17 protein-coding genes, 2 tRNA genes and 1 pseudogene are annotated in these 25,081 nt (G+C 66.4%); 17 read left to right on the top strand and 3 right to left on the bottom strand.

Annotated features, from left to right (window positions below; all coding sequences use genetic code 11):
- The first annotated feature begins 813 nt into the window (after nt 1-813).
- From LPC10_RS01370 to LPC10_RS01360, 3 genes are all read left to right on the top strand, one after another.
- Entirely contained in the window at nt 814-3,108 is a 2,295-nt protein-coding gene (locus tag LPC10_RS01370; RefSeq protein WP_231345109.1) for an ATP-binding protein, read from the top strand.
- Nucleotide 3,109: 1 nt separating this feature from the next.
- Nucleotides 3,110-3,571, top strand: a complete 462-nt coding sequence (locus LPC10_RS01365) for a response regulator (protein WP_231345108.1) — start codon at nt 3,110-3,112, stop codon at nt 3,569-3,571.
- Nucleotides 3,572-3,633: 62 nt separating this feature from the next.
- On the top strand, nt 3,634-5,292 hold the full coding sequence (locus LPC10_RS01360; protein ID WP_231346939.1) for a response regulator: 1,659 nt from the start codon (nt 3,634-3,636) through the stop codon (nt 5,290-5,292).
- A 333-nt stretch (nt 5,293-5,625) separates the two neighbouring features.
- On the opposite strand, the pseudogene LPC10_RS01355 reads toward LPC10_RS01360, so the two are convergent.
- Nucleotides 5,626-5,751: pseudogene (locus LPC10_RS01355) on the bottom strand (transposase); the annotation flags it as partial.
- A 336-nt stretch (nt 5,752-6,087) separates the two neighbouring features.
- Here LPC10_RS01355 and LPC10_RS01350 point away from each other — a divergent pair.
- Together LPC10_RS01350 and LPC10_RS01345 are read left to right on the top strand one after the other, a co-directional pair.
- Nucleotides 6,088-6,856, top strand: a protein-coding gene (locus LPC10_RS01350; protein ID WP_231346938.1) for an IS5 family transposase whose coding sequence is annotated in 2 segments (ribosomal slippage) — nt 6,088-6,384 and nt 6,386-6,856 — 768 coding nt in all. Because the reading frame shifts where the segments join, the coding sequence is not laid out codon by codon here.
- A 390-nt stretch (nt 6,857-7,246) separates the two neighbouring features.
- Complete coding sequence (locus LPC10_RS01345) at nt 7,247-8,530, top strand: sodium:proton antiporter (protein WP_231345107.1); 1,284 nt, start codon at nt 7,247-7,249, stop codon at nt 8,528-8,530.
- Nucleotides 8,531-8,916: 386 nt separating this feature from the next.
- Here the strand turns inward: LPC10_RS01345 and LPC10_RS01340 are convergent.
- Nucleotides 8,917-10,268 (bottom strand): IS3 family transposase gene (locus tag LPC10_RS01340; RefSeq protein WP_231345106.1). Its coding sequence is split into 2 segments (ribosomal slippage): nt 8,917-9,930 and nt 9,933-10,268, totalling 1,350 coding nucleotides; the frame shifts between segments, so codons are not numbered across the junction.
- Between the two features lie 260 nt (nt 10,269-10,528).
- Nucleotides 10,529-10,603 (bottom strand) — tRNA-Glu (locus tag LPC10_RS01335).
- A gap of 146 nt (nt 10,604-10,749) precedes the next feature.
- Here LPC10_RS01335 and rlmB point away from each other — a divergent pair.
- From rlmB to LPC10_RS01275, 12 genes are all read left to right on the top strand, one after another.
- Entirely contained in the window at nt 10,750-11,559 is an 810-nt protein-coding gene (rlmB, locus tag LPC10_RS01330) for a 23S rRNA (guanosine(2251)-2'-O)-methyltransferase RlmB (protein ID WP_231345105.1), read from the top strand.
- A gap of 312 nt (nt 11,560-11,871) precedes the next feature.
- Nucleotides 11,872-13,581 carry a 30S ribosomal protein S1 gene (rpsA, locus tag LPC10_RS01325; RefSeq protein WP_231345104.1) on the top strand — a complete coding sequence of 570 codons (1,710 nt, stop codon included), beginning with the start codon at nt 11,872-11,874 and terminating at the stop codon, nt 13,579-13,581.
- 97 nt (nt 13,582-13,678) lie between these two features.
- Complete coding sequence (locus LPC10_RS01320) at nt 13,679-15,001, top strand: putative sugar O-methyltransferase (protein WP_231345103.1); 1,323 nt, start codon at nt 13,679-13,681, stop codon at nt 14,999-15,001.
- Between the two features lie 331 nt (nt 15,002-15,332).
- On the top strand, nt 15,333-16,301 hold the full coding sequence (gene sppA / locus LPC10_RS01315; protein ID WP_231345102.1) for a signal peptide peptidase SppA: 969 nt from the start codon (nt 15,333-15,335) through the stop codon (nt 16,299-16,301).
- Nucleotides 16,302-16,347: 46 nt separating this feature from the next.
- Nucleotides 16,348-16,656, top strand: coding sequence for an integration host factor subunit beta (gene ihfB / locus LPC10_RS01310; RefSeq protein WP_003600667.1), 309 nt, complete (start codon nt 16,348-16,350; stop codon nt 16,654-16,656).
- A gap of 187 nt (nt 16,657-16,843) precedes the next feature.
- Nucleotides 16,844-17,209 (top strand): LapA family protein, encoded by a 366-nt coding sequence (locus LPC10_RS01305; RefSeq protein WP_231345101.1) that lies wholly within the window; start codon nt 16,844-16,846, stop codon nt 17,207-17,209.
- A gap of 22 nt (nt 17,210-17,231) precedes the next feature.
- Nucleotides 17,232-17,879, top strand: a complete 648-nt coding sequence (locus LPC10_RS01300; RefSeq protein WP_231345100.1) for a phosphoribosylanthranilate isomerase — start codon at nt 17,232-17,234, stop codon at nt 17,877-17,879.
- Nucleotides 17,880-18,008: 129 nt separating this feature from the next.
- Nucleotides 18,009-19,250: a tryptophan synthase subunit beta gene (gene trpB / locus LPC10_RS01295; RefSeq protein ID WP_231345099.1), complete on the top strand. Its 1,242-nt coding sequence runs from the start codon at nt 18,009-18,011 to the stop codon at nt 19,248-19,250.
- Nucleotides 19,251-19,353: 103 nt separating this feature from the next.
- A tRNA-Met gene (locus LPC10_RS01290) sits at nt 19,354-19,430 on the top strand.
- A gap of 1,114 nt (nt 19,431-20,544) precedes the next feature.
- Nucleotides 20,545-21,579: a nucleoid-associated protein gene (locus LPC10_RS01285; RefSeq protein ID WP_231345098.1), complete on the top strand. Its 1,035-nt coding sequence runs from the start codon at nt 20,545-20,547 to the stop codon at nt 21,577-21,579.
- A complete protein-coding gene (locus LPC10_RS01280) occupies nt 21,545-22,996 on the top strand; it encodes a hypothetical protein (protein ID WP_063988381.1) in 1,452 nt (483 codons plus the stop codon). Before LPC10_RS01285 ends, LPC10_RS01280 begins: the two co-directional genes overlap by 35 nt.
- Nucleotides 22,997-23,293: 297 nt before the next feature.
- Nucleotides 23,294-24,883, top strand: coding sequence for a Fic family protein (locus LPC10_RS01275; protein ID WP_063988380.1), 1,590 nt, complete (start codon nt 23,294-23,296; stop codon nt 24,881-24,883).
- The last annotated feature ends 198 nt before the right edge of the window (nt 24,884-25,081 follow it).

The raw sequence follows: 25,081 nt of genomic DNA, 5'->3' as shown, positions 1-25,081 counted from the left end.
CCAGGCAGCCGAGCAGGCCGGGTGTCTTGTTCGCCCGGTGCAAAGCCAAGGGTTGATCCTCGGCCGGATGCGAGAAGCCGCAGCGGTCATGGACGCCCCACCACAGCGGGACGTTCACGGCACGCAGACCGCGTTTCGATCAAAGCCAGCCGCAATCTCCGCTAGCGGCGTTCCGCAACAGTACTGTGAAGCCTGGATGTCCCGGCACGGGTTGGCATCGGCCGGCCGATCATCGTGCTGGATATCCGATCCGGCACGATGCTCCGTGACGTTGTTTCCGCATCGTCATCATCCAAAACCCGTGCACAGGCGTTCGAGATGATGCTCTCGCGGTCGAAGACCGATTCGTGCCTCGCCGAGAGACGGCCGGTCCCGACGGCTGTCCTGCGCCGCGACGGGTGAATCAGGACGTGAACCGAACTCGCACACGGGGTTGCATCAGGCTTACACGCGACTGCGCATCGATCCTCGAACCGGAATGCAAGGGGAGGGACGGACGCGCGAGCAAGACTGGGGCTGCACGTGGCTCGTCGTCGATGCGGTCCCTCGCCCAAGTGGAAGGACGGGTGCGTCAAGGTAGGCCGGGCCGTTTTCATGATTACGCACGGCATCGATGCGGTGATCGATCTCGGTCACCGTCGCGGACGAGTCACCGGCTTGGTGAGGCTGATTCTCTCAGTACCTGAAGTCGGATTGGAACTGAGGGCCGGCCCGTGACGCTCGCCTTCGCTGCGGCAAAATCCGGCAGGTGGGTCGCGCTTGCAAGCCTGTCGCTGTAAGATCCCGCTCCACTCCGACGAGATGGGAGACCCTATGATCCGTTCCGGCGCTCCGTCGCCTGGAGCAGCAGATCTGACTGCGTGCGACAGAGAACCCATTCATCTTCTCGGAACGCTTCAGCCGCATGGCTTCCTTCTCGTGCTGGAAGGGCCGGATCTTCGGATCGTTCAAGCAAGCGCGAACCTCCCCGATCGTCCCGGCCGCCCGGCGGCAGAGAGACTGGAGGAGGTCCTCGGACAGTCGATCCGCACGGCCTTCCCAGAGGCTGTTCCGGCGCTGGAGTCCTACGTTGCGCAAGCCCAGCCGTCCGAGGGGGCGGCCTACCTGACCACCCTGGTCCTGGAATGCGGGGAGGGGCCCGGCTCCTACGATCTGGCGGCCCACCGGGTCGGTGATCTCGTCGTTCTGGAGTTCGAGGCGGTGGCGAGCGAAGCCGCCTCCATCCAGAGCCTCGATGCGCTCTATCCGCGCCTGAACGCGTTCGTGGAAGGCCTTCACGCAGCCGGCTCCGTGGCCGACCTCTGCGCCCTGCTCGCCTCGGATGTCCGCCACATTACCGGCTTCGACCGCGCTCTGGTCTACCGGTTCGACCGTGACTGGCACGGAACCGTCGTGGCCGAGGCCGGCAACGGACGGCTGCCCTCCTATCTCGACCTGCGCTTTCCCGCCTCCGACATCCCGGCTCAGGCGCGCGAACTCTACCGGCGAAACCGCCTGCGCATCATTCCCGATGCGGGCTACGAGCCGGTTCCGATCCTCCCGTCGCACACGCCCTCGACCGGCACGCCGCTCGATCTCAGTCAATCGGTCCTGCGCTCGGTCTCCCCCGTCCATGTCGAGTACATGCGCAACATGGGCACGATGGCCTCGATGTCCGTGTCGATCCTTGTCGATGGCGCGCTCTGGGGCCTGATCTCCTGCCACAACAAGGCACCGCACCGCGTGCCGCTTCAAGCCCGCAACGCCTGCGACTTCCTCACCCGCATCTTCGCCCTGCAGCTAGCCGCCAGGGAACGGGGGGCGCTGGCCGAGCAGCGCATCCGGCTCGGCATGATCCAGGCGCGCCTCCTCGGCTACATGGCCGAAGAAGAGCAGTTCATCGACGGCCTGCTGAACCATCCCGACGACGTGCTGGCGCTCGTCGATGCGGCGGGCGCCGCCGTCGTCACCGCCGACAGCTGCCGGCTGCTCGGTGCGACACCGGCTGCCGACGAAATTCGGGCCCTCCACGCATGGGTGTCGAGTCGGCCGATCCGAGACGGCGTCTTCGTCACCGACAGTCTCGGGGAAGACTACCCGCCGGCACGCGCCTTCGCCAAGCGTGCCAGCGGCCTTCTCGCCATCTCGATTTCGCAGCGATACGCGAGCTACGTTCTCTGGTTCCGACCGGAAGTCGTGCAGACCGTGCGCTGGGGCGGCAATCCGAGCAAGCCGGCGACTCCCGATCCGGCGGGCGGACCGGACCGGCTGCATCCGCGCAAGTCGTTCGAGACGTGGAAGGAGACCGTGCAGGGCCGGTCGCTGCCCTGGTCCGGCCCCGAGATCGACGCCGCCAAGGACCTGCGCGCGGCCGTGCTCGGCATCGTGCTGCGCCGGGCCGAGGAGCTCGCGGCCCTGAGCGAGGAGCTGCAACGCTCGAACAAGGAGCTGGAGGCCTTCTCCTACTCCGTCAGTCACGACCTCCGAGCTCCGTTCCGCCACATCGTGGGCTACTCCGAACTCCTGCGCTCGCGCGAGGGCGCAAACTTGAGCGAGACGGGACGGCGCTACGTCGACACCATCGCCGAGGCGGCCCTGTCGGCAGGCAAGCTCGTCGACAACCTCCTCAACTTCTCGCAGATGGGGCGGAACGCGCTCAACCGCGTCTCCGGCGACATGAACCAGCTCGTCGAGGAGGTTCGCCGCAAGACCCTGCGAGACGTTCCGTCGGGCCGGGCCATCCGCTGGCAGGTCGGCGCGCTCGGACGCGTCCATGCCGACCCGGTCATGCTGCGCCTCGTCATCGAGAATTTGCTCTCGAACGCGGTGAAATACACCCGCGACAGGCCCGAGGCCTTGATCGAGATCGGGCGCGAGCCCGATCAGGATGGAGAGGCGGTGTTCTACGTGCGCGACAACGGCGTCGGCTTCGACATGGCCTATGTCGGCAAGCTGTTCGGTGTCTTTCAGCGCCTGCACCGGGTCGAGGAATTCGAGGGCACCGGCATCGGCCTCGCCAATGTCCGCCGCATCGTCGAGCGGCATGGCGGCCGGACCTGGGCCGAGGGCGCTCTCGGCCGGGGCGCAACCTTCCACTTCACGCTACCGTTGCGCGAGGGGGCGCGCTGACATGGCCGATCTGAAGCCGATCCTTCTCGTCGAGGACAATCCGAACGACATCGAGCTGACGCTCGCGGCCTTGGAGCAGAGCCAGCTCGCCAACGAGATCGTGATCTGCCGCGACGGAGCCGAGGCTCTGGACTACCTCCAGCAGCGCGGCATCTACGATCGTCCCGACGTGTCGGATCCGGCCGTGGTGTTGCTCGATCTCAAGCTGCCGAAAGTCGATGGGCTGGAGGTGCTTGCGACGGTGAAGGGTGACCCGCGGACCCGCGCGATTCCGGTCGTGATGCTGACCTCGTCGAGGGAAGAGAGCGACCTCGTCCGCTCCTACGAACTCGGCGTGAACGCTTTTGTCGTCAAGCCCGTTGGGTTCAAGGAATTCTTCGATGCGATCCAGGACCTCGGTGTGTTCTGGGCCGTGCTGAACGAACCGCCACCGCATCGGGGAGGCTGGCCATCGAATACCTAACGGATGGCGCGTCGCGCGGCGCCGAGACACCGCTGGACATCCTACTGCTCGAAGACAGCGATCTGGACTCGGAGCTTCTCACCGTCGTCCTCGACGGCACGGGCCTCGCCTATCGGCTCGATCGCACCATGACGCGCGAGGCCTTCACGGCCGCCGCCGTCGAGTGCCGTCACGACCTGATTTTGGCCGACTACGTCCTTCCGACCTTCGACGGCCTCAGCGCGCTGGCCATCGCCCGCGAACACTGCCCCGAAACCCCATTCGTGTTCGTCTCGGGGACGCTCGGTGAGGACATCGCCGTCGAAGCGCTCAAGAACGGCGCGACGGACTACGTCACCAAGCAGCGTCTCGACCGCTTGCCGAGGGTAATCGTCCGCGCCCTTGCGGAGGCGCGGGCTCACTCCAAGCGCCGCGCCGCCGAGCAGGCTCTCCGCGCGCTCAACGAGACGCTGGAGACGCGCGTCTCCGAGCGCACACGGGAACTTGCCGACGCGAATGACGCACTGCGGCGGCAGATCGTCGAGCGCGAGCGCGTCGAGGAAGCCCTGCGGCAGGCCCAACGCCTGGAGGCGGTCGGGCAGCTCACGAGCGGCGTCGCCCACGATTTCAACAATCTTCTCACCGTCATCGCCGGCAACATCGAGTTTTTGGCACGCGCGGTCAGCGACGAGCGTTCGCAGCGGCGCCTGGAGATGATGCGCGGCGCGGCCGAGCGGGGCGCCCGTCTGACCGCCCAGTTGCTGGCCTTCTCGCGGCGCCAGCGCCTCGATCCGGTCCCCGTGCGGCTTAACGAGACGGCCGCCTCCATGCGCGACCTGCTTCAAAGCTCCATCGGCGGTGCCGTGCGCATCGAGATGACGTTGCAGCCAGACCTGTGGCCGGCCCTCGTCGACGCGACGCAGATCGAGCTGATCATCCTCAACCTGGCCATCAATGCCCGCGATGCGATGGCCGTCGGCGGCTGCCTGACGATCGAGACCGCCAACGTCCGTCTGAGTGGGGCACCGTCGCGCCCGGAGGAGCCGCCTCCGGGCGAATATGCCATGATCGCCGTCAGCGATACGGGGTCCGGTATTCCGCCGGATGTGCTTCAGCGGGTGTTCGAACCATTCTTCACGACCAAGGAAGTCGGGAAGGGCTCGGGCCTCGGTCTGGCCCAGGTCTACGGCTTCGCCAAGCAATCGGGCGGCGGGGTACGGATCGAGACGAAGCTCGGCGAGGGCACCACGGTCCGGGTCTACCTTCCGCGGGTCGCGGCGGAGGCCTGCTCCGAGCCGACCGCCCCGAGCGAGCTCGATTGCGCAGCTTTGCGCAAGCCCGGCGACAAGCCGGTCCTCCTCGTCGTGGACGACGACAGCGCCGTCCGGGAGATCACCGCGACCAAGCTCTCCGAGGCCGGCTACGTGACAAGGGAGGCGGGTTCGGGGCTAGCAGCCATCCATATCCTCGAGCACGATCCCTGCTTCGACCTCGTCGTGGTGGATTTCGCCATGCCCGGCATGAATGGCGTCGAGGTCGCCGCCGAGATCCGTCGAAGCTGGCCGACGATCCCCGTGATCTTCGTGACCGGTTACGCCGATCAGACCGCGCTGACCCGCGGCGGCATCGGCGAGGACCGAATCGTCCAGAAGCCGTTCCTCGACGGGGAGCTCGAGCGCAAGGTCGCAGCGGCGCTCCATGCGCAGCACGCGCCGGGCCTGAAGCTCGTGTCGAGCCGCTGAACCGTCTCGTAACGCGGTCGCTCGGCTGAGACGGGTCAGGCGCTGATGCGGCCGCGCGGCCGCCTCAGAGCCTCCCTCTCATTCCATCTCGCCTCGCGATAACCGACGACTGGACGGTGGCCTGCGAGCCTCGCTGGCGGCGATGATGGGGAAGCCGCGCGCCCCGGCGGCAGTCAATGCGCGTGGCGCGCCAGCTCGAATAAAAATGCGAACACGTATGTACTTGAAATAATGCGATAAATTTGAGCCTGCACCGTGTCTGTGGTTCGCAGTCGCCAAGGCTCGTCCGCTCGCTTGCTTCGCTGGCATCAAAACGGAAGGCTGGACGTCGGTCTTCCAGCGGTAGAACGTCGGCTCGGACACGCCCATCTTCCGGCAGACCTCGTCCACCGTTGCACCGTTCTCCGCCTGCCGCAGGGCAAAGGCGATCTGCTCGTTCGTGAAGCGTTTGCGAGGCATGGCATCCACCCTCCTTCAGGGTTCAGGATGCCCGAAAAAACTTGCGCTCGGCGCGGACCAGTTTGCTGGGTCAGGGTCAGGTCGCAGCACCTCATCGCCTGCTCGGCGCAAGACGACGGCCCGCTCTGGACGGCGTTGGTCGGGCACGGCGGATCGGCTGGTGGGCGGATCTGGCCTGCTGCCGGTTTCACGGACACCCTGTTTAGAACCTATCTCGCTAGGCGCTGAGGCTCGGCGCCCTAGTTTGTCGGGATGACCGAGCCTCGCAAGCGCCGCCCGAGCAAGCCGTCAGTTCTGGACGACGGCTATCGCCTGCCCGACGATCTGTGGGCGCGGATGGAGCGCTTGCTGCCTCCACGTCCGCCTCATCCTCTGGGCTGTCACAACCCGCGGACGCCCGATCGCAAGGCGATGGACGCGATCCTGTTCGTGCTGCGCACCGGATGCCAGTGGAACGCCCTGACCGCCACCGGGATCTGCACCTCTTCCTCGGCCCATCGCCGGTTCCAGGAGTGGACGCAGGCCGGGGTGTTCGAGGCGTTCTGGCGGGAGGGCCTGCTGGCCTACGACGATCTGGTCGGGATCGACTGGACGTGGTTGTCGCTGGATGCAGCCATGGGCAAGGCGCCCCTGGGTGGGGGAAAAAACCGGCCCCAACCCGACCGACCGCGGCAAGCGCGGGGTCAAGCGCTCGGTGCTCACTGACGGACGCGGCGTCCCGATCAGCGTCGTCATCGCGGGCGCCAACGTCAACGACCATCTTCTCATGGGTGAGACCTTGGACGCCGTACCCGTCGCCCGGCCCAAACCGACCAGACGCTCGCCCCTGCACCTGTGCCTCGACAAGGGATACGACTACGCCACCTCCCGGACCTTGGTCGAGGAGCGCGGCTTCACCCTCCACCTGCGCCGCCGAGGCGAGGAGATCCACGCCAAACGCCACCGCGGGGCCAAGGCGCGCAGATGGGTCGTCGAGCGCGCCCACGCTTGGCTCAACCGCTTCCGTGGCATCCTCATCCGCTGGCCCAAAAAGCCCCGGAACTACCGAGCCCTCGTCCACTTCGCCTGCGGGATCATCGCCGCTCAACAAACCCTACCGGAATAGGTTCTTAGCGCCTGCCGGCCCAATGTCTGTCGCGGCATGAGCGGGCGGCGCGCTGGACGCGAGAAATGTAGCTGGTGTGAGGACACAGAAGATCACTTGCTGTGGCCCGCACGGAACACCCGAGTTTGCCGTCCGGTTGCCCTTGCGAGGCTTCACTCAAGGCTGGCCGCCGGCTGCCGCACGGGCGACGTGCCGCCCCGGCACTTGAGCGGTTTAATCGCGCAGACGGTTCCGGCGGAGGGACTTGCAGCCGGCGACGGGAACAGGTCCGACTCTCGGCTCAACGGACGGACGCGCCGCAAGCAGGTCCACGAGGTGCCTGAGCGCACCGCTGACCTTTCCCGACCGGGCAGCTCGTGAGGCTGACCCTCCACCGATGCGAGGGCCACCATGATTTCGATCTTCGACCTCGCCGCCCTGCTGCTGACGCTCTCGGCCCTGTTCAGCTGGCTCAACCGGCGCTTCCTGCCGCTCCCGCACGCCATTGGCCTCCTCATCCTGGGGCTGCTCGCGTCGCTGGTGCTCGTTGCAGTCGACCTCGCCTTCCCGCAGCGGCACCTCTACGACGCGCTCACGACGGCGCTCCAGCAGATCGACTTCACCGAGGTCGTGATGAACGGCATGCTGGCCTTCCTGCTGTTCGCCGGCGCGCTTAATCTCAACCTGCAGGCGCTGCGAGAGCGGGCTTGGCCGGTCGCGACCCTGGCGCTGGTCGGTACGGCGGTCTCGACCGCGGTGGTGGGGCTCGCTGTCTGGGGCGTGAGTCAGGCACTCGGCCACGCCCTACCGCTCGTCTGGGCCTTAGTCTTCGGCGCTCTGATCAGTCCGACCGACCCGGTCGCGGTGCTTGCCACGCTCAAGAACGTGCAGGTGCCGCAGGCCTTGGAGGTCGAAATGCAGGGGGAGGCGCTGTTCAACGACGGCGTCGGCGTGGTGCTGTTCACCGCACTCCTTGGGTTTGCTGCTGGAGGCGGCGGCGAGCGAGGCGCGCTCGGCATCGTCGAGTTGCTGTTGGTGGAGGCGGGTGGTGGCATCCTGCTCGGCCTCGTCACCGGCTACATCGCTTACCGGGCCATGCGTGCCATCGACGACTTTTCCGTCGAGGTGCTGATCACGCTCGCGCTCGTGACCGGCACCTACGCACTGGCGCAGAAGCTCGGCACCAGCGGACCGCTCGCCGTGGTCGCTGCCGGGTTGCTGGTGGGAGAGCGGGGCCCTCGCGACGCGATGAGCAAGCGCACCCAAGGCTACGTCTCTGCGCTATGGACGCTCATCGACGAGGTGCTCAACTCGGTGCTGTTCTTGCTGATCGGAATGGAGGTGCTCGTCCTGCGCTTCGATGCATCGGCGCTCTGGCTGGCCGCTGCCGCCGTACCCCTCGTCATCCTCGGGCGCGGCGTAGCGGTCTCGGTGTCCCTGCTCCTGCTTCGTTGGAGCGACGACCGCCTCTCGGCGCGGAACGTGCCATTCCTGACCTGGGCGGGCGTGCGCGGCGGCGTCTCGGTGGCGTTAGCGCTCACCGTGCCTGAGGGCGAGCACAAGCCGGCGCTGCTCGCCGCGACCTATGCCGTCGTGCTGTTCTCGATCATCGTTCAGGGCTTGACCCTTGGCATCGTCGCCCGTCGCACGGTCAATGGTGCGAGAGGCAGTCACAACACACCAACGCCTTTATGACCGATAGGTTAATGTCCGCAGCATCAACATCCGCTGCGCCGGCAGGAGTGGATCTCAAATAATTTGAAATCGAACGTACAGCCGAGCAACCGACGAGCTAACTCCTGCCCCGTTGCGAACATTCGGCCCATTTTTGGCGAAGGTTCGGATGGGGTCGAGAGCGGCGGTTCTGCGCGTGTCAGCCGGAGGTCAGCTCATGGCGCATTGCTGTACAGGCGGGCGAACTTCTGATCAGCCCACTCCTCATCGGAGGCGTCGGACGGGTAGGCGCGGCGATCGGCGAGCATCAACCACAACGCCAAACCGATCAATTGTCCGTTGTCAGATGATTTGAGACGCTTTGAGGTGCTCAGGAACGGAGGCTCTGGTCCACCTGGGTTGAGAGGTTAGGCAGCCTGCGCGTAATGGCGCAAGCGGCGATCCATGAGGGTCTGACGCTTGATCCGCGCCCGTTCACGCAAGATCGTCTCGCCGCGGCCGAAGTAGACGTCGGCAGGGGTGAGGTTGCCCAGGCTCTCGTGAGCCCGGAGATGGTTATAGTGCTCGACGAAGGCGGCCACACGCGCCTCGAGTTCGCCGGGCAGGTAAGCGTGTTCGAGTAGAATGCGGTTCTTGAGCGTCTGGTGCCAGCGCTCGATCTTGCCCTGCGTCTGCGGATGGCGCGGGGCACCGCGGATGTGGGTCATACCCCGGCTGCCGAGCCAGTCGGCCAGATCACCCGCGACGTAGCTCGATCCGTTGTCGGTGAGCAGCCGTGGCCGATGCGCCACCTGCACATGGTCGAGCCCGGCCGCCGCCAGCGCAAGGTCGAGCGTGGCGGTGACGTCGCCAACCTGCATCGTCGTGCACAGCTTCCACGCCACGATGTAGCGCGAGAAGTCGTCGAGCACGGTCGAGAGGTAGTACCACCCCCATCCCACGACCTTCAGGTAGGTGAAGTCCGTCTGCCAGAGCTGGTTGGGTGCGGTCGTCTTGTCGTGGAACGCATCGGCGGCTTTGACGACGATGTAGGCCGGGCTGGTGATCAGGTCCTGGGCTTTGAGCAGGCGGTAGACGGTTGCCTCCGAGACGAAGTAGCGCCGCTCGTCGGTGAAGCGCACCGCCAGCTCGCGCGGGCTGAGCTCTGGCTCCTCCAGTGCGAGGGCGACGATCTGCTCGCGGATCTCTGTCGGCAGACGGTTCCAGACCCGGCTGGGCCGCGAGGGACGATCCGCCAATGCCTCGGGGCCGCCGCACTGGAAGGCGTCATACCAGCGGTAGAAGGTGGCGCGCGGGATGGCGAGCTTCTCCAGGGTAGCGCGCACCGGCAGGTGAGACTGCTCGACCAACTGGATGATCTCCAGCTTCTCAGAGGCCGGGTACCTCATGCCTCGTCGCCCCCAGCCGCGGTCATGCTTTTTTTCAGCAGGCGGTTCTCCAGGACGAGGTCGGCCACGACTTCCTTCAGCGCACCCGCCTCGCGGCGCAGATCTTGGACCTCATCAGCGGTCGCGGCGCGGGCCGTGTCGCCGGCCAGCCGCTTCTTGCCGGCCTCCAAGAACTCCTTGGACCAGCCGTAGTACATCGAGCTGGCGATGCCCTCACGCCGGCACAGCTCGGCGATGCTGTCTTCACCGCGCAGGCCTTCCAGCACGATGCGGATCTTCTCCTCGGCCGAGAACTGCCGGCGTGTCGCGCGGCGGATGTCCTTGATCACGGCTTCTGCCGGCTTCCGTACCGGCCCGGACGTCTGTTTCATCTTCGCTCCTGGAGGCGACGATGAACCAGCCATCCTCCGTTCGTGAAGACCCTCAGTATGTCTCAGGAGTGCTGACGGCGGACAAAGGGGCGCAGCTCCGCGGGGATCACTCTGCGGAAGTAGTACGTGCCCAGCCCATCACGGATGAGATACGACATCAGCGCCATGGCCCGTTTGCACCGCCTGTTTGTACGACTGGCGGCGGCCTAAGGTGCTGATTTATGCAGAAATTCCGGCCGGTGAAGGGCTTAGGAAAAAAATGGCGCGCCCTGCGGGAATCGAACCCGCCTTTTCAGCGTGAAAGGCTGACGTCCTAACCGATAGACGAAGGGCGCTGTCCGACGGCGCCCGGTCTATAGTCGGGTTCTCCGCCGACGGCAACGGTCTTGCCGCATGATTCCGCCGCTTGACGCGGGACGGTCGCATCGGCTTCTCGGACGCGAGAGACACTGCCCCCTTACCTGCTGCGAAAGATCCGCCCATGACCCCGCCGCGCGACCGCCCGGCCAAGCCTTACGGCTTCCGGCCCCGCCCGCGAACGCAGCAACCGCCCGGGCCGACGGCTCGCGAGGGGAGGGACCATGTCGTGCTCTACGGCTGGCATCCGGTGTCGCAGGCGCTCAGCAATGCCGGCCGCCACTTCCACCGGCTGCTTGCCACCGAGAATGCGTTGGCGCGCCTCAACGAGGCCGGGGTGACGCTGCCGATCGAGCCCGAGATTGTCCGCCCGAGCGCGATCGACAAACTGCTCGGACCGGACGCGGTGCATCAGGGCCTCTACGCCGAAGCCGAGCCGCTTGCCGCGCCCGAACTCGACGCGATGCCGGACGACGCGCTTCTGCTCGCCCTCGACCAGATCACCGATCCGCACAATGTCGGCGCCATCGTCCGCACGGCGGCAGCCTTCGGCGTGACCGCGATCGTCACCACGGCGCGCCACTCGCCGAACGCGACCGGCGTCCTGGCGAAATCCGCCTCGGGCGGCCTCGAACACGTTCCGCTGGTGATCGTGCGCAACCTCGCCGAGGCGCTGATCACGCTGGGCGAGCGCGGCTTCACCCGGATCGGGCTCGATTCGGATGCCGGAACCTCGCTCGATGCCGTCGGCCCGCGCCGCCCCGCCGTGCTCGTGCTCGGCGCCGAGGGAAAGGGCCTGCGCCAGCGCACCACCGAGTGCTGCGACCTGCTGGTGCGCATCGACGCGACGGGCGCCATTCGCAGCCTCAACGTCTCGAATGCGGCGGCGATCACGCTTTACGCTCTGACCCGTCCGGCCGGGCCCACGGGCTGAGAGCCGGCGCCGTCGCATCAGGGCGCCGCGGGCCGGCCGATCGTGAACCAGCGCAAGACGTTGCGTCGGCGACGCGGATCCGGTATCGGTCGCACCGATTTCCTCATCGGTATCGTCATGATCCGGGTCTCGTGCCCGGCGGCCGCATCGCCGGGGAGATCGGCCCTCGACCATCGCTTACAGCATGCGTCGGCCCTCCGAGAGGAGGCGAGCCCGGCCGGATCGTCCATCCGGCGGGCGGCGGTGACGGGGGCATTTCGCAACACGAGCCGCCGGCGCGGCCTCACGAAATGAGGCCATTCAGGAGAAAGAATGTCTGCTGGTCTGAACGCAAGCTCCGCGGCCCGCGAGGATTTCGCGGCCCTGCTCGAGGAATCCTTCCTCCAGCACGAGATCACCGAGGGTTCGGTCGTCAAGGGCACTGTCGTCGGCATCGAGAAGGATGTCGCCGTCATCGATATCGGTGCCAAGACCGAGGGGCGTGTCCCCCTCAAGGAATTCACCGGCCCGGGCCGCGAGGGCGAGCTCAAGGTCGGCGATGAGGTCGAAGTCTACGTCGACCGCATCGAGAACGCGCTGGGCGAGGCCGTCATCTCGCGCGACAAGGCGCGCCGCGAGGAGTCGTGGGTCAAGCTCGAGAAGGCTTTTGAAGCCAACGAGCGCGTCACCGGCACGATCTTCAACCAAGTCAAGGGCGGCTACACCGTCGATCTCGACGGCGCCGTGGCGTTCCTGCCGCGCTCGCAGGTCGATATCCGCCCGGTGCGCGATGTGACCCCGCTGCTCGGCACGCCCCAGCCGTTCCAGATCCTCAAGATGGATCGCCGCCGCGGCAACATCGTCGTGTCGCGCCGCACCGTGCTCGAAGAGAGCCGCGCCGAGCAGCGCTCGGAGCTGGTGGCCAACCTTGAGGAAGGTCAGGTCATCGACGGCGTCGTCAAGAACATCACCGAGTACGGCGCCTTCGTCGATCTCGGCGGCATCGACGGCCTGCTGCACGTCACCGACATGGCGTGGCGCCGCGTGAACCACCCGTCCGAGGTCGTGACCATCGGCCAGACGGTGAAGGTCAAGATCATCAAGATCAACCACGAGACGCACCGGATCTCGCTCGGCATCAAGCAGCTCCTGGCCGATCCGTGGGAGGGCATCGCCGCCCGCTACCCCGAGGGCGCCAAGCTCAAGGGCCGGGTGACCAACATCACCGATTACGGCGCCTTCGTGGAGCTGGAGCCGGGGATCGAGGGCCTGATCCACGTCTCCGAAATGAGCTGGACCAAGAAGAACGTCCATCCGGGCAAGATCGTCTCCACCTCCCAGGAGGTCGAGGTGCAGATCCTGGAAGTCGATTCGGTCAAGCGCCGCATCTCGCTCGGCCTCAAGCAGACCCTGCAGAACCCCTGGGAAGCCTTCGCGGAGAAGCACCCGGTCGGCTCCGAGGTCGAGGGCGAGGTCAAGAACAAGACCGAGTTCGGCCTGTTCATCGGCCTCGAGGGCGATGTCGACGGCATGGTCCACCTGTCGGATCTCGACTGGAACCGTCCCGGCGAGCAGGTCATCGAAGAGTTCAAGAAGGGCGACATGGTGCGCGCTCAGGTTCTCGACGTCGATGTCGAGAAGGAGCGCATCTCGCTCGGCGTGAAGCAGCTCGGCGGCGATCCCTTCGCGGAAGCCGGCGAGGTCAAGAAGGGTCAGGTCGTGACCTGCGAGGTCGTCGAGGTGAAGGATTCCGGCCTGGAGGTGAAGCTCGTCGACACCGACATGCAGACCTTCATCCGCCGCGCCGAACTCGCCCGTGACCGCGGCGACCAGCGTCCCGAGCGTTTCGCCGCCGGCGAGAAGTTCGACGCTCGCGTGATCCAGTTCGACCGCAAGGCCCGCCGTGTGCAGGTCTCGATCAAGGCGCTGGAAGTCGCCGAGGAGCGTGAGGCGATGGCCCAGTTCGGCTCGGCCGATTCCGGTGCCTCGCTCGGCGACATCCTCGGTGCCGCCTTCAACAAGAAGAAGGGCGACGACGAGTAAGACTCGCCTCGCCTGTTCACGCTGCCTCGGGGCCGGCTCTGCCGGCCCCGAACTTTTTTGAATTCCGATTGTTCGAAGCGTCTTGAGGCGAAGCGCGATGGCAGACCGCCTCCCGGGCTTGGATGCCGGCTTGAGATGGTTGAGGGGCAAGCCCGGACGACGGCAGCCCGACTCGCTCCCCCCCGATTTTGCCGCCGAGGCCTATCTCGATCTGAATGCCGACGTGGCGATGGCGATCGAGGCCGGCCACATCGCCTCCGCCGAAGAGCATTACCGCGTCTTCGGCCGCCGCGAGGGCCGTCCCTACCGCGCGCCGGCCGCAAGTGCCGAACTCGGCGGCGGGATCGCCGGGCCCTGGACCTATCGCTATCCCTACCGCACTTGGCCGGATCTGCCGGAGATCGCCTTCGCCCCGCCCCGCCCCGGCCCTGAGGATGAGGCGATCGCGCGCCGGCTCATCGCCGCGTGGCGCTCCAGTGCCGAACGGTCGCCTGGTGAGGCCGAGAGCGCCGGCATGTGGGCGGCCCGAACGCAGGGCTTCTCCGCCTTCCATCACGCGCTGCGAAGCGGCGATGCTGCCGCGCTCGCCCACCAGCTGAACAACCTGTTCCAATCCCATCTCTCACACGGCATCGCGATGGGACGCACGATGGCGACCCTGGCCCGTCACGCTCCCACGCCATTCGCCGCGAGCTGGTGCGACCGGATGCTGCGGCTCTCCGAAGCCCTCGGCCTCGTCCCCGTCCGCTCGCCGGAGCAGGGCGATTTTGCGGCTTCCCTCAACGGTTCCGCCTTCTACCCGGAGCCGACACGTGTCGAAGCCGAACTTGGCTTCCCCCTGACCTTCCCCGAGGTCGGCGCGCCGTTCGGCGTGCATTTCGGCGCCGGCCTCCTGCCCGAGCACGCCTTCAGCCATGCCTACGCCGCGTGGCGAATCGGGCAGATCGGCGTATTCGAGCGCATCGTCGAAATCGGCGGCGGCTTCGGCGGCCTCGCCTGGTTCCTTCGCCGCCCGGACCGTCGCTACACGATCCTCGATCTGCCCTTCACCAACGTTCTTCAGGGCTGGTTTCTGCTGAAGGCGGGCCTCGACGTGTCCCTGGCCGGGGAGCCCGAGGCTGCGATTCGCGTGCTGCCGTGGTGGGAAATCGAACGGGACGAGCGTTACGACCTGGTGATCAACCAGGATTCTCTTCCCGAGATGCCTCCGGAGACGGCGGCCATGTACCTTTCACGTATTCGCACGATCGCTCCCCTGTTCTACTCGATCAATCAGGAAGCAGCCGCACCGAACACGGATGAGTTTCGGCAGGTTATCGTTCCCGAACTCATGGGGCGCGACGGCGGCTATCAACGTTTGAGTCGCAACCTGTTCTGGTTGCGCGACGGCTACGTCGAGGAAGTCTACGCTCGGCGCTGAGTCCGTCGCTGCCTGACAACATCGCTTTCGGCGACGACGAGTGCCGGTTGTCCGGGCTGGGACGGAACAGGCTCTTGCCCGTCTGCCTCGGGCAGCGTTAAACACGGTCCCGGACTCGGCAGGCGCGATCGAATTCAAGTCCATCAAGGACTTGGCCGGCATCCGGATCGACGGGCTGCACCGGCTTCGGGATACCTTATGGGATCGACCCGTCTCGGTGAGGCGAGCCGATCCACGGATCGGTCGAGGGTGCGTTCGGGCAGGACGCGGCCGGGCGATCCCAACAGAACAACGGTCCGGCTGGACCGCTCGGAGAGGAGTTGATCGTCGGATGGCCGCAGACGCCGAGTTTCTCATCGACCGCCGCCGTCTGCGCCGCAAGCTGACGCTGTGGCGGATGCTCGGCATCGGGGCCGCCATCATCGCCGTAGGCGCGCTGGGCTACCGCGCGCGGGTCGGCGAGGGCCGGCTGTTTCCGGCAACCGAGAACCAGATCGCCCGGATCTCGATCGGCGGCTTCATCGCCGGCAGCGAATCGACCCGCAAGTTGATCGAGCGCGTCGGCGAGTCGAACGCGGTCAAGGGCGTGGTGATCTCCATCTCCTCGCCCGGCGGCACCACGACGGGCTCGGAGGAACTCTACCGCAATCTGCGTGCGCTGGCGGCGAAGAAGCCGATGGTTGCCTTCGTGGACGGGACCGCCGCCTCCGGCGCCTACATCACCGCGATTGCGGCCGATCATATCGTCGCCCGCGAGACCGCGCTCGTGGGTTCGATCGGCGTGCTGTTCCAGTATCCGGACGTCTCCGGCCTTCTCGACAAGGTCGGCGTGAAGGTGGAATCCGTGAAGTCCTCCCCGCTGAAGGCGGAGCCGTCGGGCTTCAGCCCGACCTCGCCGGAGGCTCGCGCGGCCCTGTCCTCGATCGTTCTCGATACCTACGGCTGGTTCAAGGGCCTCGTGGCGGAGCGCCGCGGCATGAACGAGAGCGAGATCTCCACCGTTGCGGACGGGCGCGTCTTCAGTGGCCGCCAGAGCGTGCCCCTGAAGCTCGTCGACGAGCTCGGTGGCGAGCGCCAGGCCGTGACGTGGTTGGAGAAGGAGAAGCAGGTTCCGGCCAACCTTCCGGTGAAGGATTGGAAGCCGAAGGCCGAGGGCGGGTTCAAGCTCTGGTCGGCCCTTGGTGTCGGCGCGGACCTTCTCGGTCTCGATGGGCTCGCCACCCGCCTCCGCGCCGTCGAGGACGAGGCCGCGGGTGTCGCCCGTGGCGGGCTCCTCGCTGTCTGGCGCCCGGCGCCCTGAGGTTTCGCACCGTGCCGCGACCGCCCCGCATCCGGAAGAGAGCCGCATGATCAAGTCGGAACTCGTGCTCAAGATCGCCGAGCAGAATCCTCACCTCTATCAGCGCGACGTCGAGACCCTCGTCAACGCGATCCTCGACACCATTGCTGACGCGCTCGCCCAGGGGGACCGGGTGGAGCTGCGCGGCTTCGGAGCCTTCTCGGTCAAGCGCCGCGAGGCACGGCGCGGCCGCAACCCCCGCACCGGCGAGTCCGTGGCGGTGTCGGAGAAGGCGATTCCGGTCTTCAAGACCGGAAAGGAGATGCGCCTGCGCCTCAACCGGGCCGGCATCGGCGACGAACAGCCGAGCGCCTGATCGTATCGGTCGCTCTCTCGTCCTCGTCCCCCGGTTCGATGATCTCTCGCGCCGAGCCGCCATCCCCATCGTCGCCTTGCGCTCTAGTTCTGCGGTCTGAGCCGCGAAAGGCGCCCACTCGAACGCCGTTTGCGGCACCGGGCGGAGCCGGCCGCAGGCTCCTGCCGTCCCGTCGGAGATCCGTTGCATGATCCGTTTTCTGAAGGCGCTGGTTCTGCTGCCGATCGCGGTGGTGGTCGTCCTGCTTGCGGTCGCCAACCGCGAGCCCGTGACGCTCTCCTTCGATCCGTTCTCGCCGGAGCCGGTGTTCAGTCTCGTCCTGCCGCTCTATGCCGTGCTGTTCGGCGCGGTGGCGCTCGGCATCCTGGTCGGGGGCATCGGCAGCTGGCTCGGACAGGCCGGAACCCGCCAGCGCGCGCGCTACCACCGCCGCGAGGCCGACCGCCTCGCCAAGGAGGCCGCGGAACTGAAGACGTTCGGCACGCCTGGTTTCGAGCCGGGCTACGCCGGCGCCGGCACGCACGCCGCGCTTCCGGCCCCGGCGGCGCGCTGAGGTCGCGGAGCATTCCTCTGTGATGGCCGAGGTGCACGTCAAGATCTGCGGTCTGAGCACCGAGGCCACCCTCGACGCGGCACTCGACGCGGGGGCCGACCTCGTCGGCTTCGTTCATTTCCCCAAGAGCCCACGCCACGTCAGCCTGGAGCAGGGCCGCAATCTCGCGCGGCGGGTGCGGGGGAGGGCGCAGCGCGTCGTGCTGCTGGTCGATCCCGACGACGCGCTCCTTGCCGCCGTCACTGAGGCGCTCGATCCGGACTGGATCCAGCTTCACGGCAAGGAGAGCCCGCAGCGCGTCGCGGCAATCCGCGCGCGGACCGGGCGGCCCGTCCTGAAGGCGGTCGGCGTCGCGGCCGCCGCCGATCTTGTCGCACTCGGCGACTACGCCACGATCGCCGACCGGCTTCTGCTCGACGCCAAGCCGCCTCCCGGCGCCGACCTGCCCGGCGGCAACGGACGCAGCTTCGACTGGGACATCCTGCGCGGCGTGGCCCTGCCCGCGGGCACGATGCTGTCGGGCGGCCTTGATGCCGAGAATGTCGGGACCGCTTTGTCCCGCACGGGGCTCGCGGCCGTCGATGTCTCGTCGGGCGTCGAGATTCGTCCGGGCGAGAAGGATCCGGCTCGAATCACAGCTTTCATCGCCGCCGCGCGCCGCCGGGTCTGACTGCCGGCCTCCCATTTCGCCCCCACTCCGGGACGGTCCGGCGGGTTGCCCGGCTGTGACGCATTGCAGCCGTCGTCCCATGGGTCTAGCACGCGAACCGACAATCGATTTTCGCGAAGGACCGTCCCCGTGACGCTGAACCCCGCTCCCAATTCCTTCCGCACCGGGCCGGACGAGCGCGGTCGCTTCGGCATCTTCGGCGGCCGCTTCGTGGCCGAGACGCTGATGCCGCTGATCCTCGACCTGGAGAAGGCCTACGCCGACGCCAAGGCCGACCCGTCGTTCAAGGCGGATATGGAGTCTTACGGCACGCATTATATCGGCCGTCCGAGCCCGCTCTACTACGCTGAACGCCTCACCGAGTACCTGCGCGCCGGGGCGCCGGCGGGCAAGGGCGCGAAGATTTTCTTCAAGCGCGAGGAGCTGAATCACACCGGCTCGCACAAGGTGAACAACGTGCTCGGCCAGATCCTGCTCGCTCGCCGCATGGGCAAGCCGCGGATCATCGCCGAGACCGGCGCGGGCCAGCACGGTGTCGCCACGGCGACGCTTTGCGCCCGCTTCGGCCTGAAATGCGTGGTCTATATGGGCGCCGTCGATGTCGAGCGGCAGGCGCCGAACGTGTTCCGCATGAAGATGCTGGGCGCCGAGGTGGTGCCGGTGCAATCGGGCACGCGGACCCTAAAGGATGCGATGAACGAGGCCCTGCGCGATTGGGTCACGAACGTCGCCGATACCTTCTACTGCATCGGCACGGTCGCCGGCCCGCACCCCTATCCGGCGATGGTGCGTGACTTTCAGTCGGTCATCGGCATCGAGACGAAACAGCAGATGCTGGAGATGGAGGGCCGCCTGCCGGACTCGCTCGTCGCCTGCATCGGCGGCGGCTCGAACGCCATGGGACTGTTCCACCCCTTCCTCGATGATCGCGAGGTCGAGATCTACGGCGTCGAGGCGGCCGGCCACGGCGTGCAGAGCGGCCTCCACGCTGCCTCGCTCACCGGCGGCAAGCCCGGCGTGCTGCACGGCAACCGCACCTATCTCCTCATGAACGAGGACGGACAGATCGCCGACGCGCACTCGATCTCGGCAGGTCTCGATTATCCGGGCATCGGCCCCGAGCACGCGTGGCTGCACGAGATGGGCCGCGTCACCTACCTGTCGGCGACCGATTCGGAGACGCTGGAGGCGTTCAAGCTGTGCTCGATGCTGGAAGGCATCATCCCGGCGCTCGAGCCCGCCCATGCCCTGTCGAAGGTGCTCGAACTCGCGCCGACCAAGCCGGCCGAGCACCTGATGGTGATGAACCTGTCCGGGCGCGGCGACAAGGACATCCCGCAGGTCGCCCAGATCTTCGGACAGACGCTCTGAGCGGAAGAATGGGTGCAGCGGTCGCAACAGACCGTTGACACCGCCACGCCCTTCTCCATATACCGCGCCCACCGAACGACGCCGCAGCGCCGTTCGCGGTTGTGGCGGGGTAGCTCAGCTGGTTAGAGCAGAGGAATCATAATCCTTGTGTCGGGGGTTCAAATCCCTCCCTCGCTACCAACTACTTCAGTGACTTAGCTCCAATACTTAACTCAGAATATCAACTACCCATGACCTGGGTCGCAAATGGGTCGCACAAGGGTTGAGACCCGCTAGGTCGCGGATACGCATCGCGATCTGACATTCTATGGGTATCGCTCCTTCGCACCAGCGAATCGATTGGTGTCGCATGAAGGAATGAGCCTCGCTTGACACATGGTGTGTTGAACGCTTCCCGAGGGTGAGCGCGGACGCGTTGCTGTCCGCTCTTCTGGACGCCAACCGCGAATGCGCCGCCCGTCTCGGTCCCCCGATCACGCGGAGTACACTCGGCCGCCGCTTTCGGGGACATCGAGGTCCAGGACGAGCTCTTCTGCCCGCCCACGACTGCCGGCAGCGCCTCGGTTGCCGAGGGTGTGCAATCCTCGGCTCCCGAACCTACGTCCGGCCGAAACGTGGAGAACACTGCCATTTGGCGGCGTGTGATGACCGAGATCGTCAGGATCCTCGGTCGTTAGAGGGCGCTCACGGCGGTCGAGATCGTCAACCTTTTGTCCCTAGTGACCATCGCCGAGGCATAAAGGTTTGAGGAGATCCGGCCGGGCAAGCTCGCCGAGAAGATGCGGGTCAGGATCAAGGCCAGGAAGCACTTCGTCGAGGTTGAAGAGGGGAGGTTCGGATTGCGGGACGACGAAGGTCTCGATGTCGAGGAAGGGACTCCCGCGGCGCAACGCCGAGACCGGTGCGTTACGGCCCCCGGATCCCGGGTTGTCAGGCATGCGGTTCGTGGATTTCTGGGCCCGTTCCCAGCCTACCTGAACCCGCGCGTACCGGAAATCCAGCAGCGCAATGGGTCTTGGCTGGAGACCGCCGCGAACGAGATCGGCGGCCCTGCCCCCAGACTCATTTGACAAAGCAGGGCGAGCCTAATGTTCGCTCTTTGTTCTTGACGCACTGCCCGCGAGACTACACTGTTACCGTCGGGGCTGCCTCTCGTCGCCCGCGTGCGGCGGTGGGCGTTTTCCGGTGGGTTCGTTCTAGATTGCGCTTATCGGAACTGTGTTCTCTGGTGCTATAAAGCTAAGATTCGGTTTTTCCAGTCCAGAAGCGGGTCCGGCAAGGCACCATGAGTTTTTTGACGGATGAGGAAAAGGACGCGCTCACAATCAGGCGCATGATCTTCCATGTTGTTGGGAAGTCACTTGAAGACCCTATTCTTCTGGATGAAATTACGCCGCCGCAGCACCAGGATTTCTTCCTGGAACGGGTGAAGTCATCCTTGCGGGGCAATCTGTTTGCTTTTCGCGACCGATCCACGACGGAGGACATCCTGCGCGAGATCGCGACGGGCGGGGGCAACTTCACAGAGCGCACGCAGGCGCTGGCCCTGGATTTCCAGTCGCGTCACAAGAAGACGATGAGCGTGGGGGTGTTCTTCATCTTCGAGCTCGGTGCGGGCGACGGCGCCACGATCTACGCACTGGTGAAGTACGACAACGAGGACGTCGTCCGCTACGTGCTGGAGGCAGGCGGATCATCCGTACCGAAGCTAGAGCGTTTTCAGGAGTCGTTCGTGAGGAAGCCGGAGGCGATGCAGAAGATCGCGCTGGTCCGGTTGGACGACGGCGCCGGCGGCCGGATCATGGTCCGCGACCGCAGCAACACGGCGCACATCTCGGACTACTTCGAGGGCTTCCTCCAGGCGCGGCGGGTCAACGCGGCGACGGACATGAGCGAGAAGCTGATGGGGGCCCTGAAGGACACCTTCAAGGCCAACCGGGACAGCCTGCCGGAGGAGATCAAGAAGAGCGGCGTGAATCGGATCTACGAGGTGCTCCGCCAGGGGCCGCGGTTCGACCCCGAAGATTGCGAGCCGCTGGTGACGGCCTGCTTCGGGGTTCAGCCTGAGAACTCGAAGGTGCGCCGGGACCTCGTGCGCAACCTGCGCAACCGCGGGGTCTCCGAAGAGACCTTTGACGTCAGCCCCGAGCGCATCCAGAAGCCGCGGCGGCACCGGATGGAGACCGTGGAGGGCGTCCAGATCTCCTACGACGAGGAGAACAGGCCCGCGGTCCACGGCCGTGAGGACGGAAGGCAGGAGATCGTGATCGTGACGGCCGGCCTGACGAGGGACGATGCTGAGATCGAGACAGGTTCACGCCGCGGTTGAGCTCAGCCGGGCGGCGCCCGACTGCTCGATCAGCGAGGACGCGGGTCACCTGCGGGTGTCCGGCTGCCTAAGCCGCGACGCGCTCGCGGCCTGGCAGGCGGTCGCGCGCGAGGGCGGCTGGCTGCGCCTGACCTGCGTAGACCCGTCCGACGACGTCGTGGATCCCGAGGATGTTAGGGACGGCGACCGGGCTCGGATCACGGTCCAGTTCAAGCCGGCCGACCATGCCGCCCACGTCTTCACCGTGGAGGGGTGGCGTTCGTTCCTGCACGGCAAGGTAGCCCCCTATCAGGCCAGCGTCGTCCGGCTCGCCTTCGAAGCCGCCGCGTTCGCCACGGAGGCCTTCTGCGTGGAGCCCTGGGCTGAGGAGCCGGCAGCCGCCGAGCCACCGCCCGAGCGATCCGATATGGGGCCTCGGCGCCAGGTGCGATGCCAGTCCTCCGAGTTGATGGCGCCGCGCGCCATCCATCCCTGGGTTCTCCTGGGGGAGGGGGTAGAGGGCTCGACGGCGTTCGGGTGCTGGCAAGAGGTCGCGGCGGCGATGATCGTGCGCTCCCTGCCCACTGAGCTCTACCGGGACGGCACCGCGTCTCGCGTTGCGCTAGCCGGGCAGCCCCCGCGGCGGATCGACCTTGGTGAAGCTCCGACCGTGGCCCCAGCATTCGCCGTCCTGCAGCGGGCCGCCCGCTGGATCTACCTTGAAGGCACGGACATCGAGGTCCGGCACACCTTCCTGACGGCGGAACTCGCCCGGGAGTGGAAGCCGGAAAGGACCTTCGGCGATGGCCTCGCGGAGCGGCTGGAGCCGGCCCTCGACTCGGCGTCGCTGGTCTACAAGGCACACCTGCGCAGCGGCAGCAAGGACACCCTGAAGGCACTGGCCGACCTCAGGAAGACCTTAGCCGACGAGGTCCAGAAGCTGATGCAGCAGGCCCGCGACCTCTCCGCCGGGGTCTGGCGCGACGTCGCCATCGTGATCGGCCTCCAGGCCGTCCGCGTTACGACGGACCTGACCAAGACTGGAATAGACGGCTCGAAGCTCGCCTTGGTCTACGTGGCGGTGGCGGCTTACGTCGGGTTTTCGTACCTCATGACGGTGCGGACGAATTGGAAGTTCCTGCAACTGGTCGAGGCATCACGGGACACCTGGCGGACCAAGCTCTACGCGTTTCTCGACGACGCAGACTACAACGCCCTCGCCAAGCAGCCGTTGGACGACGCCATCACTGCCTACCGGCGCACGCAGTGGTGGACGGCCGCGGTTGTCGTGTTCGTGATCGCTGGAATTCTGACCATCGCGGCAGCGGATGCTGGCCTACTGACGCGGTCGACTACGGCGCCGGTGGACCTGACTGGCAGCCCCGCTTGGTATGGCGAAATGGCTCCCGTTGGTTGGGCTCCGCCTCTGCCTCGCTAAAGGCGGATCACGCGGTCCGGCACGAACCCCGACCGCTCGTTGGAATGGCCGCGCCGGTTGCAGACCACCCTCGTACGGGCGACCTGGTAGTCGGCAGCCCGATGGACGCGGCCGTGGGCCCAGAGGTCCGGTTCGCGCTCCACTAAGCGCGTTTCGCACGAGATGACAGGAGCGGCGCAGCAAAAGGTGATAAACTCGGCGTCGCATCGGATGATAAAAATGGCGACGCATCACTTGATAAATTTCACGACGCAGCGAATGATAAGTCTGGATGCACGGTGCGCGTGGTAGCCTACGATGCCCACTTTGAACGAGAAGATTGCCGCCTCCCTGGAGCATCTGCGCGCGGCAGGCGCGGACAGAGCTTGCGTGCTTCGCTCATCGGCCCTGTCGCGTACCGACCAGGAACGCTTGGTCGAGCATGGCTACCTCCGGCAGATCATGCCCGGGTGGCTCATGGTCGTAGACCCGAACTCGTGCGCCGGCGACAGCACCCCGTATTATGCGAACTTCTGGACCTTCCTGTCCATGTATTGCGACGACCGCTTCGCCGGCCGGTGGGTCGCCGATGCTCAGACGTCGTTGCGGCTCCATGCCGGGGAGCACACCGTGCCGCGGCAGGTGGTGGTCATCAGTCCTGGCGCGAACAACCGGTCCCAGGACTTCCCGTTCAAGACCTCGCTGTTCACCATGCGGGCCAACCTACCCTCCTCGGAGCTGAGGAGCGGGATGCGCGTCATGCCCCTGGGCGAGGCGCTCGTGAGAGCGCCGCCAACCTTCTTCGAGCAGGAACAGACCGTCGCCCTGGCCGCCTTGGCCTCGCTCGGCTCGGCGTCCGAAGTGGTCGCGCCGCTTCTCGCGGGCGGGCACTCGGTCGTCGCAGGCCGCTTGGCCGCAGCCTTCAGGTTCATCGGTAGGACCGGCGTGGCGGACGAGATCATGGGGGCGATGACCGCCAGCGGACACCGCGTATCCGAGCGAGAGAACCCGCTCCAGGGGGTGCCGCCAGATCTCTCGTTCCGCCGGCGCGTATCGCCGGTGGCGGCACGCGTGACCGCGCTCTGGGCATCGCTTCGGCCCGGCGTGCTGGAAGCCTTCGCCGAGGAGCCGCGGCAGGTCGAGGATGCCGGGCGCTACCTCGATGACGTCGACGAGCGCTACGTGGCGGATGCCTACCACTCGCTGTCCATCGAGGGGTACCAAGTCACGCCGGAGTTGATCGAGAAGATCAGACGCGGCGACTGGAAGCCCGAGGACTCGGGCGTCGACCGCGATCACCGCAACGCCCTGGCGGCGAAAGGTTACGCGGAATGCTTCAAGCTGGTGCGCGGAGCCGTCGCGGACATCCTGGCGGGCGAGGATGCCGCCCAAATTGTCCAAGACAGACATATGACCTGGTTCAGGGCGATGTTCCAGCCCTCGGTCGCGTCGGGCCTGTTCCTGTCCGAGCGGCTCGCCGGCTATCGTGGCCACTTCATCTATCTCGACGGCTCAAGATACGTGCCGGTGGCGCACGCATCCGTGCAGGACGCGATGGATGCCTACTTCGACTGTCTCGAGGCGGAGGCCGACCCGCGGGTTTGTGCGATCCTAGGCCACTTCATCTTCACCTACATCCACCCGCTCCCCGACGGGAATGGACGGATCGGCCGGTTCATCATGAATACGCAACTCGCGTCCGGCGGGTATCCGTGGACCATTGTCCCAGTCGACGAGCGAACTCGGTACATGCGCTCGCTGGATGCCGCGAGCCTCGAACACGACGTGCGCCCGTTCGCAGGCCTCGTTTCGGAACTCATCCACCGTGAACCGCCGCCGCCAAGGAAACGTGCGCCGGGCGAGGAGCCGGCTCTGCGGGAAGAGCAGGGAGCGGTCTACAGGCCGTAGGCGACCTGCCGGACACAGCAGGCGGTACACGGTAGTTTCCAATGCGAAGTATCGCCACTCATCGGTAGTGCGCACCGGCAACTCGTCGCGCGCTGAGCTCCAGTTCTCCCAGCGCCAAGGTGTGTTGCTCAAGCTTCTCGAGGTGCTGGGCGAGGGAGAGTAGGCGGTCGCCGTAGCAGGGGAGCACGACGTTTTCGG

The organism is Methylorubrum sp. B1-46, assembly GCF_021117295.1.
Taxonomy (GTDB): domain Bacteria; phylum Pseudomonadota; class Alphaproteobacteria; order Rhizobiales; family Beijerinckiaceae; genus Methylobacterium.
Note: the sequence above shows the minus strand (reverse complement) of the source record. Positions and strands in the feature narration are given on the sequence as shown.